Origin of the sequence: Streptosporangium fragile, assembly GCF_039534445.1 — a bacterium.
Lineage (GTDB): Bacteria > Actinomycetota > Actinomycetes > Streptosporangiales > Streptosporangiaceae > Streptosporangium > Streptosporangium fragile.
In genome coordinates this window covers 40323-54588 of record NZ_BAAAVI010000044.1, presented here as the reverse complement: position 1 = coordinate 54588, position 14266 = coordinate 40323, and the positions used below count along the sequence as shown (strand labels likewise).

Here is a 14266-nt window from a genome sequence, read left to right as displayed (position 1 = left end):
GGTTGAAAACCGCCAGGGCTGGGCCACGGATTGGGTGTTGGGTATCAGGGCGTCGGCACTCCAACTGGTGCCATCGAAAGACGTGTACCGGAGGTTGGCGTCACCAACGGGTCGATACGCGCAGTACAGCTTGTTGTCGAATACCGCGATCCCCGGACCGGCCGCCGATTGGTAGTTCGAGATCGGGTTGTCGGGCGTCCACTTGCCTCCGTCGAATGACGTGTACCACAGAGTGGCGTCATTACCGCCCCGATGCACACAGTACAGACGGTCGTTGAAAACCGCCAGGGCTGGAGCGGCCACCGATTGGGTGTTGGGTATCGGGGCGCCAGTGCTCCATGCCATACCGTCATAGGACAGGTACCGGAGATTCAGGTCAGCCATTTGTTTTTCCATCCCCTCTCGATCGATTTTAGTGCAGTACGAACTTTTCGGTTCCCGAGAAGATGAGATCGCACATCAAGGGCGACGCAATACGCCAGGCCGGAATGCGGGGACTCCGTTCTAGTCCTTCGACACTGGTATCGCTGATGATGATCGGCTCAACGCTTCGCTCTCCAAGAGCAGATCTTCTTAGATATTTGATGGCGGGAAGGCGCTCGTCAAGTCCGCGCATCATGATTTTTTAGCGGCTACTCAAAGGGTCCAGTTTGGGTGGTGGCACACTGTGACCAAGCGGGCTTTCGACTAAAAGTTGTTGCAGAAATCCGCGTGTGGCTGAGTTTGAAAGGCTGAGGTTACGGCGGTTTGAGGATGAGGCCGGTCTGGGCGATGAAGCCGTCGAGCAGCACGGGACGATACCGCATCCGTTTGAGTTTGGTCTTGATCAGCATGGTGAGCTGGTCGGTGTCATGGGGAGCGAGGTTGGCCAAGCCGCGTTTGAGGACCGACCACACCCCTTCGGCAGGGTTCAGCTCCGGGGCGTAGGCGGGCAGCTGGAAGACCGTCAGCCAGGGGCGGGCCTCGATCGCGGTGCGCATCGCCCGTGACAGGTGCCGGCGGTCATTGTCCCACACCAGCACGAGCGCGCCACCGAGCTGGGCATGAGCGGCATCCAGCAGCGCCGTGAACCGCGCAGGGCCGAGCCCTTGGCCTCACCCGGCTGCCCACGCCGGATCAGGACCCGATACATCAGCCGGGTACGCTCACCCGGCTTGGCGCACACCAGCCCGGCCGGCGCCACCCTGCCATAGCCCTTGCCGGTCACCGTCACCACCGGAGTGCGGCCGCGCGGCGCCCAAGTGGTCGCCCTGGGCGGTCTCAGACTCTGCCCGGCCTCGTCTTCCCAGCACAGCCAGGCGCCCAGGTCGAGCGCCGCCCTTTTATCACCGGCCATTCCTCGGCGACCCACGACTCGATCACCCCCTCGCCGCGCTCAACGGCCCGCTGCACGGGAATCTGCGGACTCCAGCCGAGGCGGTGCAGCAGATACGACACCCCGCGCAGGGTGTAGCGGACGCGGAACAAGACCGCGATCAGGTCGGCGACCCGGGCCAGCGTCCAACGCTGGTCCTCGAGGTATCCGTGCGCAGCCGGACCACGCTCCAACTCGGCCCGCAGCCGCTGCAGGCGCCGCTCATCCAACCGGCACTTCTCCCCGCCCGGCCCCCTGGAGGCCAGCGCCTCCACACCACCGGCCTGCCAGGCGCGGTACCAGCGATTGGCCGACATCCGGCTCACCCGAAACCGCCGCGCCACCTCCGGCGCCGGCACTCCTTGCGCGAACAGGTCCGCGGCCGCGAAACGCAACCGCTCCCGCCGGGCGCGTTCTGCGGCGGTCAGCCCGCCGCCCTCGGCATACCTCATACCTCCGGGATAACCGATCGCCGTAAGCCACCGCCCGGCGCCCCCGCCGTAACACCGGTCTTTCAAGCTCAGCAGCAAGGACGTCACCAGCGAGATCAGGCGAGAGCTCCTCGACCGGCATATCCGCGACGGCGACGCCTACATCGGTGAGGCGGCCCGCCAAGTCAAGCACCGCGGTTCACTGCCCATGATCCCCGGCCGGTTCGCCGGCCCGCTGCACCGCCGAGTTCAGGGTGCTCAACGTGATCGCCAGGCCCCACCGTTCGCCGAGTTCCTCGAAGCCGGTCAGCGCGCTCGACAGCGCCGCCACCGGCGGATGGGACCTGCACGACCTGCGTCACTCGCGGCTGACGCACGCCGGTGAGGATGGCGCCACCGAGGCCGACCTGATGAACCGGTCCGGCCATGAGAACCGCCGCACCCTCCAGCGCTATCTCAAACCCCGCAAAGACGGCACCCATCGCCGCCTCGACGCCATCGATGCCCGCCGTGGCCCGGGAGTGGCCGAGAGCGCCGAACCGCCGGATGGCCGCGGTCTCGTCCAGGAGGGCCCGGTCAGACTCCGAACGCCGCCGGGTAGCGGATGGTGCCGGACGGCACGGGCCGGGTGGGGTCGAAGACGAGCGCCATCATGTACTTGTCCTCGACGTCGAAGGGCGGTCGGATGGCATGGCGCGAGGCCGGGACGAAGCCGAAGCGGGGGTAGTACTCGGCGTGGCCGAGCACGAGCACGAGGTTTTCGCCCTGCTGCCGGGCGGCGTCGAGGGCGGCGTGAATGGCGGCCGAACCGGCGCCGCGCCGCTGGTGCTCGGGCCGTACGGCGCACGGGCCCAGGGTGAGCGCCGGAGAGCCGTCGACGTGGCAGCGGGTGAGCAGCGCGAATCCGGCGATGGAGCCGTCGGGCGCCTCGGTGACCCAGGACAGGCCGGGGATCCACGCCTGCCGGTCGGCGCGCAGGGCCTCGACCAGGTCGGCCTCGTGAGCGGTGGGGAAGGCGGCGAGGTTGACCTCGCGGATCTGGGCGAGGTCGGCGGTGGTCTCGGGGCGGGTGATCCAGGAAGTGGTCATGGGAGTGTTCGAGTCCGTTTCTGTGCTCGCCTGCGGGCGCAGGACGTAGCCGGTGTACTGGTAGTCCGTGCCGTGCTCGTGGCGCATGGCGATCTCTTGCAGGGTGGCCGCGACCGCTTCGCGCATCCCGGCCACGGTGAGGTCGGCCGCGTGGGCTCGTTCCGACAGCGGCGTGTAGTACTCCTCGAACCAGTCGTTGTCGGGGAGCGGGTACAGCGCGGTGACGGCATATCCGGCAGCGCGCGCCGCGGCGGCGTTCCGGTCCTGGGTGCGCAGCCGGTAGTGCCGGTCCCAGAACACCCGTGCCTCGGCGGACGGGGAATCGGTGGTCCATTCGCATTCGGTGACGACCAGCGTGCCGCCGGGGGCGAGCAGCCGCCGCCAGGAGCGCAGCGCGGTGTCGAAGCCGATGTGGTAGGCGGATCCTTCAGCCCAGATCAGATCGAAGCTCTCATCGGGGAAGGGCAGGTCCGCCATCGACGCCCGGACGATGCGGACGGCGTGGCCGACGCCGCGGGCGGCGGCGGCTTGTGTCAGCTCGTCGAGGAACGGCTGGTGCACATCGAGCGCGGTAACCTCGGCGGCGGCCTCCTCGGCCAGCACCAGGCAGGCGCGGCCCGGCCCGCAGCCGATGTCCAGCACGCGCGGACGCGGCGGAAGCGGTCCGGCCAGGGCCAGCAGCCGGCGGGTGGTCGCGTCGGAGCCGGGACCCTGGCGGGGCAGGCCGTGGTGCAGAGCGAAGAACGCCGCCACGACGGGGTCGGTGACCGCGTCACGCAGACCGCGATCCACCGGCGAGATCCGGGCCGGTACCAGGCCGGTCTCGCGGTGTTCGGCGCAGGCGTTGTGGAGTGTTTCCGTCCGTCCGTACCGGGACAGGCCGGCGTCGGAAGGATCCGTGAAGGGATTGGGCAACGTGAGACACCTTGCGGGAAGGGGCCCCGACGAGACGCAGACACCACCCCCGCCTCGTAAGCCGGACGGCTCACGGCGAGGGGAAGAAGTGGGTCAGACCGGGGCCCGGGACGTGAGGAATGTCCGGGCGCTGCACACGGCAGCGGTCTTCACCGCGGTCATCAGACCTCACCTCCCTCTCATCCGGCAATCCGACACCAAACGATCAGTAGCTTAACACTCCCGGCGGAATGCCTGCCACGGGTTCCTGCGCCGGAGGGTCAGGAACCTCGTGTTCCGGCTCCTGCCGCAGGTCGTCACGGGGCGAGTTCGCCGGTGGAGGTGGGTCCGGTCCCCGGCAGTGCCGTTGTGCTCCAGGACGCTCTCGCCGATCGGACAGGAGAACATCCTGAACGAGACGGTTCCGTTCGGCTCCGCCTCGGAGGAGCGATACAGATGGCCCTGCGGACCGTGGATGGTGCGGCCTCTGCCCACCCGGCAAGCGGCCACGACATTTGGCAGGACTTGTCTGATGAGTGTTGACACTCATCTGTCTAATCCCCACTATGGTGGCCACTGGAGTGAACGGGACAGACCGGCGCTCGCTCGAGCAGCAGGGATGTGTCCCGGCCTGCGTCATCACCGGCCATCCGCTCGTGAGAGGCACCGCAGGCCCGGTCGTGAAGGAGAGATCGACGTGACTCGGCGACATCGGACCCTGGCCGTGCAGGTCCGCGACCGGCTCCGGACTCTGGTCGTCGAGGAGGGATTGCGCCCCGGCGACAAGCTGCCCTCCGAGAACGACCTGATCGCACGCTTCAACGTGGGCCGCACGAGTGTCCGTGAGGCTCTCAAACTCCTCGAGCAGGAAGGACTCATCCAGACGCGCCACGGCGACGGGCGTTACCTGACCTCCCAGCCCAGCCTCGATCGGCCGCTGACCCGGCTGGAAGGCGTCACCGAGATGCTGGCCAGCCGCGGCTACAAGGGGGACAACACGGTGCTTGGCGTCTCGGTCCTGGAGCCCGACAGCCGCCAGCGTGAGATCCTGCGGTTGTCGGCCGGGCAGGCGATCGTACGGCTGGAGCGTTTGCGCCGGCACGAGCATGACGTGCTGCTCTATTCGATCGACTTCTTCTCCCGGTCGCTGATCCCGCGCCCACTGGACGAGGTCGACTGGACCGGGTCGCTGTTTCAGCTCTTCACCGAGCATGGGCACACCATCGCGTACGCGGTGACGCATGTCCGGGCCGTCACCCTGACCGATGAGCAGGCGGCACGGGTCGGGCGCGAGGAATCCGGCGGGGCCTGGCTGGCGCTGCTGCAGACCCACCACGACAGCGGAGGGCAGCCGTTGCTCTACTCCGAGGACTACCACAGGGGCACCGACTTCGCCTTCCACCTGGTGAGGCGCCGTGACTAGCCGCACGGCCCGCCGCCCGGTGCTCTTCGACCACGACGGCGCTCTCGACGACCTCCTGTCGCTCCTCCTCCTCACCCAGTACGACACGGTCGACCTGCGCGGGGTCACCGTCACACCGGCCGACTGCCTGCCCGCGCCGGCCCTGTCGGCCACCCGCAAGATCCTCGAGCTGACCGGGTTGCCGCATGTGCCCACGGCCGTCGGCGAGCTGGCGGGGCGCAATCCCTTCCCGCTCGTCTGGCGCGTCGACGCCCTTCGGGTCGACGCGTTACCCGTGCTCAACCGGCGCGAGCCGGCGACCCCGCCGGTCGCGCCTTCCACGACCACGGCGGCCGGGCCGCCGGCCGGCGCGCTTCCTGCCCACGAGCGCCTCGCCGCGTGGTTGCTGGAGGCGGGCGAACCCGTCACCGTCCTCGCCACCGGCCCGCTGACCAATCTCGCCTGGTGCCTCGATCACCACCCGGAGGTCGAGGCCAGGATCGAGGAAGTGGTGTTCATGGGCGGAGCCCTGGACGTCCCGGGCAACGTCGATCAGCCCGGGCACGATGGCTCCGCGGAGTGGAACGTCTACTGGGACCCCGAAGCCGCCAAGCGTGTCTTCGACTCGTCGCTCCCCATCACGCTCTTCCCCCTGGACGTGACCGACCGGGTCCCGGTGACCACCGCCTTCGCCCACGCCTTCGGCCGCCACTACGGCAAGCCGCTCAGCGACCTGGCCGGGTCGCTGCTCGCGCTGACGTTCGGCACCCTCGAGACCACGGGCCTGCCCTACTGCTGCTGGGACAGCCTCACCACCTCGTACCTGGCCGAGCCCGGCATCTGTGACTTCGACGTGGTCCACTGCGACGTCGTCACCGAGGGAGCCGGCCAGGGGCGCACCGTGCGCGACGCCGCCGGGCGGCCGGTCAGATCCGCCGTCGCCGTGGACCCCGACCGGTTCTATCGGCACTGCCTGGACGTCCTCACCCGATGACGAAGGAGTCGTTGTGCTTCACCTCGATGCCCGGCCCGGTTTTGACGAGCTGCTTGAGGCGCCGAAAGTCCTCCTGCACGACCACCTCGACGGCGGCCTGCGCCCCTCGACCATTGTGGATCTCGCCGCTCGTGACGGGTACCGCGACCTGCCCAGCATGGATCCGGAGGAACTGCGCCGTTGGTTCGCCAGGGCCCGCGAGAGTTCGTCGCTCCCCGTCTACCTCTCCGGGTTCCACCACGCCTACGGCGTGCTGCAGACTCGCCAGGCCCTCGTACGAGCCGCCAGGGAGAACGTGCAGGATCTCGCGGCCGACGGAGTCGTCTATGCGGAGACCCGGTTCGCCCCCGAACTTCACCTTCAGCGTGGGCTCACCGGCGCCCAGGTGCTGGACGCGGTCCTGGCCGGCACGAGAGAAGGAGTGGAGGAGGCGGCGGGACGCATCGACGTACGCGTGATCGTCTGCGCGATGCGTGACCGCGCCTACGTGCGGCAAGCCGCCGAGCTCGTTCACGGTGCCAAGAACACCCGGGTCGTCGCTTTCGACCTCGGCGGTCCGGAGGCGGGCAACTCGGCGCGGAAGTTCCGGGAGACCTTCCTCGGCCTGCGTGAGCGGGGCATCCACGTCACCATCCATGCAGGTGAGGGCGACGGCCTCGCGTCGATCCAGGCCGCGCTCGACTGCGGCGCCGAACGGCTCGGCCATGGTGTTCGCATCGTTGAGGACCTCGACAGCGCGACCGCCCGCCGTGTCCGCGATCAGCGGATCATCTTGGAGACATCGCCCTCGTCGAACGTGCACACCGGCGCGGCGGCGTCGTTCCGGCAGCATCCCGCGCTCCGCCTTTCGAGAGCGGGCTTTGCGGTGACCGTCAACACCGACAATCGCCTGATGAGCCAGACCACGCTCACCCAGGACTTCCACGAGCTCGCCCGTCACCAGGACCTCACGTGGTCCGACGTGGTCCGCATGACCACGGTCGCGGCGCACGGCGCGTTCCTGCCTCCCGACGAACGTCGGAGCCTGCGCGACCGCGTCACCGGCTGGTACCGGGACCGCGGGCTGATGTGAGAGGCCCGGGAGCGGGTGGGGCGGATCACCGCCGCTTCACCCGCTCCCCGACGTCGGCGAGCACCGTACGACGAGGGCCGCCCATGCAACCTAGGCAGGCGTGCGGTTCACCAGGACGCGGGCGAGGACGACGGTGATGACGCCGGCCAGGACGACGGAGAGCAGGCCGACGCGCAGGCTGACGAGGTCGGCGACGAAGCCGACGAGGGGTGGGGACAGCAGGAACCCTCCACGCAGCAGCCAGCTGACGATGGTCAGGCCGGTGCCGGCGGGCAGCCCGGGCAGTTCGTCAGCGGTGTGCATGGCGGCAGGGACGAGGGTGGCGACACCGAGCCCGGCCAGGGCGAAACCGGTCAGCGCGGTCGCGACCGACGGCACGGCCAGGGCGGCGCCCATGCCGACGGCGGCCAGGGCCCCTCCGGTGCGGACGACGGTGCGCTGGCCGAAGCGGTCCACGGCGCGGTCGCCGGCGAGGCGGCCGACGGTCATGGCGACCTGGAGCGCCACGAAGGCCAGGCCGGCGGTGGCGGCATCGGTGCGCAGGTCGCCGCTGAGGTAGATGGCGCCCCAGGACGCGCCGGCATCCTCGACGAGTGCGCCGCAGGCGGCCAGCACACCGAGCGCGGCGAGCATCCGCGTGGTCGCGCCGGCGAAGGCGCGCCGGCCCCCGCGACGGGCGGGCGGGGCGTCCGGGTGGCCGTCGGCAGCGGCGGGGTCCGGGGCTTCGGCGGGGCGTCCGGTATCTTCCGGGCCGGGCAGCAGGAACCGGTAGGCGACCAGGGCGACGACGCTGAACAGCACTGCGGAGACGCTCAGGTGGACCATGAGGGGGACGCGGAGGCCGGCGGCGGCCGAGCCCATCAGGCCGCCCAGGACCGCGCCGATGCTCCACACGCCGTGCAGGGAGTTGACGATGGACCGGCCGTAGAGGCGCTGCACCCGCAGACCGTGCGCGTTCTGCGCGACGTCGACGATGGCGTCGAGGGCGCCGACGGCGAACAGCACGGCGGCGAAGGTGATCCAGTTCGGCGCGATGGGGATGACCAGCGTCGTGGCGGCGAGCAGCACGACCCCGAGCGCCGCCACGCGTGCGGAGCGGAAGCGGCGGATCGCGGCGGCCGCGAGAAGCCCGGCCAGCAGCGCGCCGAGCGGCAACGCGGCCAGTGCGGTACCGAGGACGGCGTTGCTCAGGCCGAGGTCGGCCTTGATCTGCGGGTATCGCGGCACGACGTTGGCGAACAGGGCACCGTTGGTCAGGAACACCGCAGCGACGGCGGCGCGGGCCAGGCGCGCCTGCCGCGTGGGCGCGGCAGGCGGGGTGAGAGGAAGGGCGGCAGCGGACATCGGCTTTTCCGATCACGGAGGTGCAGGCGAAGAGCGGGAAGGGGAGGGGGAGAGGGGTCAGCGCAGGTATCGGTGGATGGCATGGCGGATCTGCTCGGGCGTCATCGGGTCGGTCGACAGGGCGCTGTGCAGCACGAGCCCTTCGATGAGCGCGTCCAGTTCCCGGGCGGTGGTGGCGTCGAAGTGGCGTTCCAGCGCCTGGCGGCTGCGCGCCATCCACGCCTGGGTGACGGCTTTCAGGACGGGGTTACGCGCTGCGGCCACGTACAACTCCACGCTGAGGACGAGGTCGTGCCGTGAGCCGAGCAGGTCGTCCGAGACCAGCGTGATGACGGCCTCGACCGCCGCGTCACGATCCCGGGCGGCGCCCAGACGCTCGTCGAAGACGCGGGCCACCGACTCGGCGTGCCGGGTGAACGCCTCGATGAGGACCTCCTCCAGGGAGGTGAAGTGGTAGGTCATCGAGCCCAGCGGCACGTCCGCGACGCGGGCGATCTCCCGGTGCGTTGTCCCGGCGACGCCGCGCTCGGCGATGACGGCGAGGGCGGCGTCGATCAGCCGGTCCCGCCGTGCGGGGTCGTGCCGACGAGGCCGCCGTGGGACTGACGGCCGCGGGGTGGCGGCGGGGCCGCTCATGCCGTGCCCGGCTCGATCGTGCGGATCACGCGGGCGGGATTGCCCACCGCCACGACGTTCGCCGACAGGTCACGGGTGACTACCGCGCCGGCGCCGACGACGGTGTTCTCCCCGATCGTGACCCCGGCCAGGATGATCGCCCCGCTGCCCAGCCACACGTTGTCGCCGATGGTGATCGGTCCGGCGGCCTCCCACTTGACCCGGCGGAGCTCCGGATCGACCGGGTGCGTCGGGGTGAGCAGCTGGACGTTCGTGCCGATCTGCACGTCGTCGCCGATGGTGATCGGCGCGACGTCGAGTGCGACGAGACCGAAGTTGGCGAACGACCGGGCGCCGATGCGGATGTGGCTGCCGTAGTCGACCCGCAGCGGCGGCCTGATCACCGTGCCCTCGCCGACCGCGCCGAGCAGCTCGGTGAGCAGCCGGCGCCGCTCTTGCGGGTCGCGGGCCGACGTCGCGTTGAAGGCGTCCATCAGGTCCATGGCCCGCAGCATGTGCTCGGCCAGCTCCGGGTCGTCGGCGATGTACAGGTCACCGGCGAGCATTCGCTCGCGCATCGAGCGACCAGCCGGATCAGATGTCATGTGTACGAGTGTACATATAGTACGTACGCCTGTACATAATGGGGAAGATGCGGCGTCGGTAACGCTCAGGCGCGCACGCACGGCGTCGGCACCGCGCCCCCGGCGCCATGCCCGCGCGCAGCCGGCGAAGGGAGAATCGTCGAACAACCATGGTTTTTGCCGATCAGTGCCTGGCCCCACCCCACGCCCGGGGGTTCCGTCAAGAAACGTGTCACCAGCCACCAACGAGAGAAGACGCAGGTCAGCGGCTTGCGCTGAGGAACTGCGACGGATCCGACGGGTCGATGCCTCTGCGCAGGCACACCTTCCCGACCTGCGCGGACGCTCTCCTTTCCGCTGGTCGCACGGACCTGGGTCGAGGGCTGAGGTGACCGGTGATCCCGTCTTCCGGCGTCGACTCCGGCACCGGCCTCGTCAGGGTCTCCAGTACTCGTTCCGTCCCCCCGTGCCGAAACCCTGAGCGGACACCTTGAAATGATTTTCGCTCAGTTCGAGCGTGGTGAGGTTGGGGAGGTCGTCCAGTGTTTCGGGCAGAGTATCCAGCATGTTGTCGCTCAGTTCGAGCGTGACGAGCGAGGTGAGGTCGCCCAGCGTTTCGGGCACGGCGGTCAACTTGTTGACGTCCCGGTAGAGGCTGGTGAGGGCGGTGAGGTCGCCCAGTGATGTGGGCAGGGCGGTCAGCTGGTTACCGTGCAGGTTGAGGGCGGTCAGGTGAGCGAGGTCGCCCAGCGACTCGGGAACTGTCCACAGGCGGAGACCGGCCAGGTCGAGCGTGCTGAGCCGACCTGTGCACGCCCCGCCGTATCCGCTTGTTCGTCAGCTCCGCGAACCACCGACGGCACCTACCTCGTCGAGGTTTTCACATCGCCCCGAGGACTCGACCTCGAGGCGCTGCTTGACGTGCCTGTGGAACTATTCGGATGGGATCGTCCGGGTGGCTTGGATGGCGCGGCGCAGCCGACCGTCGGCAGCCAACTCCCCGAACATGTAGATCTCGGTGGTGATGGTGCCGCCCTTACGCAGTTCCGCGATGAGCCGGTACCGGGCGGCGACCTGGTCACCGTCCACCAGTGCCTGCTCCACCTCGACACGGAGACCGGCGGCCCGTTTGCGGGCCGGGCGGATGTGGTCGAGCAGCCGCTTCCGGTCCAGCCGCACACCGTCGTTGACCAGCTCGTAGTCCGGCGTGTGATAACGGTCCAGCACGGTCGCCGCATCCTCGTCACCCAGCCCTGCCTCCTGTGGATAGCGGACCAGATAGCCGGCCAGATCGGTGCGGGGCGTCATTCGGTCTCCTTGAGGCGACTTATCTTTGACATGGCGTCTACGATAATGCGAGGAGGTAGATCAGACAACGTGTCAGAGATAACAGGTGGCCGGCGCCGCCGGCGGCGTTCGGACGCCGAGCGCAGCGCCGCCGCCGTACTCGCCGCCGCCGTCCAGGTGCTCGGCCGGCATCCGGACGCGAAGGTGGAACAGGTCGCCGCCGCAGCCGGCGTCACCCGCCAGACCGTGTACGCCCATTACCCGTCCCGGCCGTTGCTGGTGGCCGCGGTCATCGGCCACATCACCGCCGAAGCCGTCGCCGCCCTCGACGCCGCCGACGTGGACAGCGGCACCGCCAGGGAGGCGCTGCTGCGCTGGCTGGACGTCACCTGGCTGCTGTTCGACCGGTACCCGCTGCTCCTGCACCCCTTGGCGACCGCCGCCGACCCGGCGGACTCCGACCGCCGGCATGCCCCGATCATCGAGCGTCTTGAGAGGCTGATCAGGCGCGGCCAGGCCACCGGCGAGTTCGACGGCACCCTCAACCCGGCCTGGCTGGTCTCCGCGACCATCGCGCTCGGTCATGCGGCCGGCGGCGAGGTCCCCGCCGGCCGCATGACCACCGCGCAGACGGCGGCAGCGCTGCGCCACAGCATCCTGCGCGTGTACGGCGCCCGCGAGCCCTGATCGGCGACGGCCTCCTGCCCCTCCCATGTCCGCTCGATATTGATCGGAGCACCCGGCACGCCGGCTACCGTGGCCGGGGGGCCACGGGCCGTGGCGGCCACCGCTCACGCCAAGGTCCGCCGCGGCGGTCACCGGCACCGCGTCGCGCCCGTCGTCCTGGCGGCTGTTCGTGTCCCCGCAGTGGGATGAGCGCACCGATCCGCGCCGCGCGCGCACGGGCATGCCCAAGCAGGCCAGGCATGCTCGAGCAGGCGGGGCACGCGGAGAAGTGGCGGCCGGCGGTTGAGCTCCTGCGGGAAGTGACGGCCTGGGGGCTGGCGCCGAAGGTCGGGGCCCCCTTTCACGTGTCCGTCGGCGCCATCGATTGGGTGGCCGCTCGCCGCAGTGCGTGGCGGCATGCCTGGACGGCGGGGTGCTGGCTGCGGCCGCGGCGTACCGCGGTGAAGATGCGGCGTGTCCGCCGGCCGGGGGGAAGCGGGCGCAGCGCCACGGTCGGGGGCTGCCCGTTCCACATGAGGTCGGGGAGCAGAGCGGCGGCGTGGCCTTGCTCGACGAGGCGCAGATGGATCAGGAGGTCGGTGGTTTCGAACCGTACATCGGGTTCGAAACCGGCGGTGCGGCACAGAGTCATGGCCCAGTGCCGGGCGGCCGTGCCCTCGGGTTCCATGGCCCAGGGATGGTCGGCGAGTGAGCGCAGTGACGCCGTGGGGTCGCTCCCGTCGGCGTCGCCCGCCGAGGCGGGCAGCGCGAGGCGGAGGGGGTCGTCGAGCAGGTCTTCTTGTTCCAGTCCGGCGGGACGCCGGTTGGGGTTGCCCGGGTACTCCTCGGCGATGACCAGGTCGAAGTCGCGGGCCTGAAGTGCCGGCAGGGCCATTTCCGGTGGCATCTGCGTGACGTGTATCCGCAGGCCGGGATGGATGTCGCGCAGCAGGCTCAGTGCGCCGGGCACCAGGGTGAGGGCGGCCGTCTGGAACGAGGCGATACGCAGGGTTCCGGTCAGATCGGTCAGGGAGGCGGCCAGGTCCGCCTCGGCGCGCTCCAGGCGCTCCAGCACCGCCTCGGTGTGGGCGACCAGGATCTCCGCCTGGTCGGTCAGCCTCACGCGCCGCCCGACCGGTTCCAGCAGCCGCACGCCGACCTCTGCCTCCAGCTGGGAGAGCTGCTGGGAGACGGAGGAAGGGCTGTAGGAGAGGGCGGCGGCGACGGCCGCGAGGGTGCCACGGTGTTTGAGCTCGCGCAGCAGGCGCAGTCGGTGCAGGTCGAACATCGGCGGTGCTCTCTCCGGAGTCGCGACGAACTTTGATTGATCGGTTCAGCTGACGAATATAGGTCAGAAACATTCGCTGGACTGATCGGATGTGCGGGCCGCATGCTGGCTGCGTGTCCGAGACAGCTTCTTCCTCCCGCGCGGTGCCGTGGTGGGCGCGGCCCGCCGCCCGGTCCTGGACCTGCGTGCCCGCCCCTGCCGAGGCGCAGGCCTTCCACGCCTCCCTGCCCGAGTACGCCCCGACCCCGCTGACCGAACTCCCGTCTCTGGCCGCCGAGCTGGCGGTCGGGCGAGTCTTCGTCAAGGACGAGTCGTCCCGTCTGGGCCTGCCCGCTTTCAAGGCGCTGGGCGTGTCCTGGGCGGTGCACCGCGTCCTCGCCGAGCGAGCGGCGCGCGGCGAGGACGCGGGAGCGGTCACGCTGGTGAGCGCCACCGACGGCAACCACGGCCGCGCCGTGGCCCGGACGGCCCGCCTGCTCGGGCGGCGCGCTCACATCTTCGTCCCGAAGGGTGTCCATCCCGACGCCGTGACGGCCATCGCCGCCGAGAAGGCGGAGGTCACCCAGGCTCCGGGCTCCTACGACGAGGCCGTGCGCCAGGCGGCCGAGGCGGCCGCCGCACCGGACGCGGTCCTGATCCAGGACACCGCCTGGCCGGGCTATGAGAAGGTCCCCGGCTGGATCGTGGAGGGCTACTCCACTCTCTGTGTCGAGATCGACGAGCAGCTCGCCGCCGCCGGAGTTTCGGCGCCGGAACTGGTCGCCGTCCCGGTGGGTGTGGGGTCCTTGGCCCAGGCCGTCGTCACCCACTACCGCAGCCGTCCTTCCGGGCGGGCTCCGGCGCTGCTGTCGGTCGAGCCGGAGGCCGCGGCCTGCGTCCTGGAAAGCCTCACCGGTGGCGAACCGGTCAGCGTCGCCACCGGTGACACCACCATGGCCGGGCTGAACTGCGGCACGCCGTCCAGCATCGCCTGGCCCTACCTGCACGGCGGGCTGGACGCCGCGGTCGCCGTCACCGATGGCGACAGCGCCCGCGCGGCCGGTGACCTCGCCGCACTCGGCGTCTCCTCGGGCCCCTGCGGGGCCGCCACGCTCGCCGGCGTCCGCGCGGTGCTCACCGGCGTCGGCGCCGGGGAACGCCGCACCGCACTGGGGCTCGGCCCGACCTCGGTTGTCGTGCTGCTGAGCACCGAGGGCACGGCCGCCAACCCGTACCCCGCCGTCGATCGCTGAACGCGCAACACCGG

The 14266-nt window shown here is 70.2% G+C and carries 15 protein-coding genes and 2 pseudogenes; 5 read left to right on the top strand and 12 right to left on the bottom strand.

Features of this window, described 5'->3' with window-relative positions; all coding sequences use genetic code 11:
- From ABD841_RS26295 to ABD841_RS26270, 6 genes and pseudogenes are all read right to left on the bottom strand, one after another.
- The coding region (locus ABD841_RS26295; RefSeq protein WP_344977261.1) for a DUF6242 domain-containing protein at positions 1 to 384 on the bottom strand (384 nt) is incomplete at its 3' end.
- A gap of 353 nt (positions 385 to 737) precedes the next feature.
- On the bottom strand, positions 738 to 1016 hold the full coding sequence (locus ABD841_RS26290) for a transposase (RefSeq protein ID WP_344977258.1): 279 nt from the start codon (positions 1014 to 1016) through the stop codon (positions 738 to 740).
- Positions 1017 to 1260: 244 nt separating this feature from the next.
- Positions 1261 to 1806 carry a winged helix-turn-helix domain-containing protein gene (locus tag ABD841_RS26285; protein WP_344977255.1) on the bottom strand — a complete coding sequence of 182 codons (546 nt, stop codon included), beginning with the start codon at positions 1804 to 1806 and terminating at the stop codon, positions 1261 to 1263.
- Between the two features lie 178 nt (positions 1807 to 1984).
- Positions 1985 to 2116, bottom strand: coding sequence for a hypothetical protein (locus ABD841_RS26280; protein ID WP_344977252.1), 132 nt, complete (start codon positions 2114 to 2116; stop codon positions 1985 to 1987).
- Positions 2117 to 2361: 245 nt separating this feature from the next.
- The gene (locus ABD841_RS26275; RefSeq protein WP_344977343.1) at positions 2362 to 2874 is read right to left on the bottom strand and encodes a GNAT family N-acetyltransferase; all 513 of its coding nucleotides are present in this window, start codon (positions 2872 to 2874) and stop codon (positions 2362 to 2364) included.
- A 228-nt stretch (positions 2875 to 3102) separates the two neighbouring features.
- Positions 3103 to 3627 (bottom strand): annotated as a pseudogene (locus ABD841_RS26270) (class I SAM-dependent methyltransferase); the annotation flags it as partial.
- An 838-nt stretch (positions 3628 to 4465) separates the two neighbouring features.
- Here ABD841_RS26270 and ABD841_RS26265 point away from each other — a divergent pair.
- From ABD841_RS26265 to ABD841_RS26255, 3 genes are read left to right on the top strand one after another with little or no spacing between them, the layout of a single operon-like run.
- Positions 4466 to 5191: a GntR family transcriptional regulator gene (locus ABD841_RS26265; RefSeq protein WP_344977249.1), complete on the top strand. Its 726-nt coding sequence runs from the start codon at positions 4466 to 4468 to the stop codon at positions 5189 to 5191.
- Positions 5184 to 6164, top strand: a complete 981-nt coding sequence (locus tag ABD841_RS26260) for a nucleoside hydrolase (protein ID WP_344977246.1) — start codon at positions 5184 to 5186, stop codon at positions 6162 to 6164. Before ABD841_RS26265 ends, ABD841_RS26260 begins: the two co-directional genes overlap by 8 nt.
- Before the next feature lie 13 nt (positions 6165 to 6177).
- Positions 6178 to 7236: an adenosine deaminase gene (locus ABD841_RS26255; RefSeq protein ID WP_344977243.1), complete on the top strand. Its 1059-nt coding sequence runs from the start codon at positions 6178 to 6180 to the stop codon at positions 7234 to 7236.
- 90 nt (positions 7237 to 7326) lie between these two features.
- Here the strand turns inward: ABD841_RS26255 and ABD841_RS26250 are convergent, their stop codons facing one another.
- From ABD841_RS26250 to ABD841_RS26230, 5 genes and pseudogenes are all read right to left on the bottom strand, one after another.
- Positions 7327 to 8580: an MFS transporter gene (locus ABD841_RS26250; protein WP_344977239.1), complete on the bottom strand. Its 1254-nt coding sequence runs from the start codon at positions 8578 to 8580 to the stop codon at positions 7327 to 7329.
- Positions 8581 to 8637: 57 nt separating this feature from the next.
- Complete coding sequence (locus ABD841_RS26245) at positions 8638 to 9216, bottom strand: TetR/AcrR family transcriptional regulator (RefSeq protein ID WP_344977236.1); 579 nt, start codon at positions 9214 to 9216, stop codon at positions 8638 to 8640.
- Complete coding sequence (locus ABD841_RS26240; RefSeq protein WP_344977233.1) at positions 9213 to 9800, bottom strand: sugar O-acetyltransferase; 588 nt, start codon at positions 9798 to 9800, stop codon at positions 9213 to 9215. The genes ABD841_RS26245 and ABD841_RS26240 overlap by 4 nt, the downstream gene beginning before the upstream one ends.
- A gap of 414 nt (positions 9801 to 10214) precedes the next feature.
- Positions 10215 to 10571 (bottom strand): annotated as a pseudogene (locus ABD841_RS40935) (leucine-rich repeat domain-containing protein); the annotation flags it as partial.
- Between the two features lie 141 nt (positions 10572 to 10712).
- The gene (locus ABD841_RS26230) at positions 10713 to 11087 is read right to left on the bottom strand and encodes a nuclear transport factor 2 family protein (protein WP_344977227.1); all 375 of its coding nucleotides are present in this window, start codon (positions 11085 to 11087) and stop codon (positions 10713 to 10715) included.
- A gap of 69 nt (positions 11088 to 11156) precedes the next feature.
- Between ABD841_RS26230 and ABD841_RS26225 the strand changes: the two genes are divergently transcribed.
- Positions 11157 to 11753 carry a TetR/AcrR family transcriptional regulator gene (locus ABD841_RS26225; protein ID WP_344977224.1) on the top strand — a complete coding sequence of 199 codons (597 nt, stop codon included), beginning with the start codon at positions 11157 to 11159 and terminating at the stop codon, positions 11751 to 11753.
- A 340-nt stretch (positions 11754 to 12093) separates the two neighbouring features.
- Here the strand turns inward: ABD841_RS26225 and ABD841_RS26220 are convergent, their stop codons facing one another.
- Positions 12094 to 13020: a LysR family transcriptional regulator gene (locus ABD841_RS26220; RefSeq protein WP_344977221.1), complete on the bottom strand. Its 927-nt coding sequence runs from the start codon at positions 13018 to 13020 to the stop codon at positions 12094 to 12096.
- 113 nt (positions 13021 to 13133) lie between these two features.
- Between ABD841_RS26220 and ABD841_RS26215 the strand changes: the two genes are divergently transcribed.
- The gene (locus tag ABD841_RS26215) at positions 13134 to 14252 is read left to right on the top strand and encodes a diaminopropionate ammonia-lyase (RefSeq protein WP_344977218.1); all 1119 of its coding nucleotides are present in this window, start codon (positions 13134 to 13136) and stop codon (positions 14250 to 14252) included.
- The last annotated feature ends 14 nt before the right edge of the window (positions 14253 to 14266 follow it).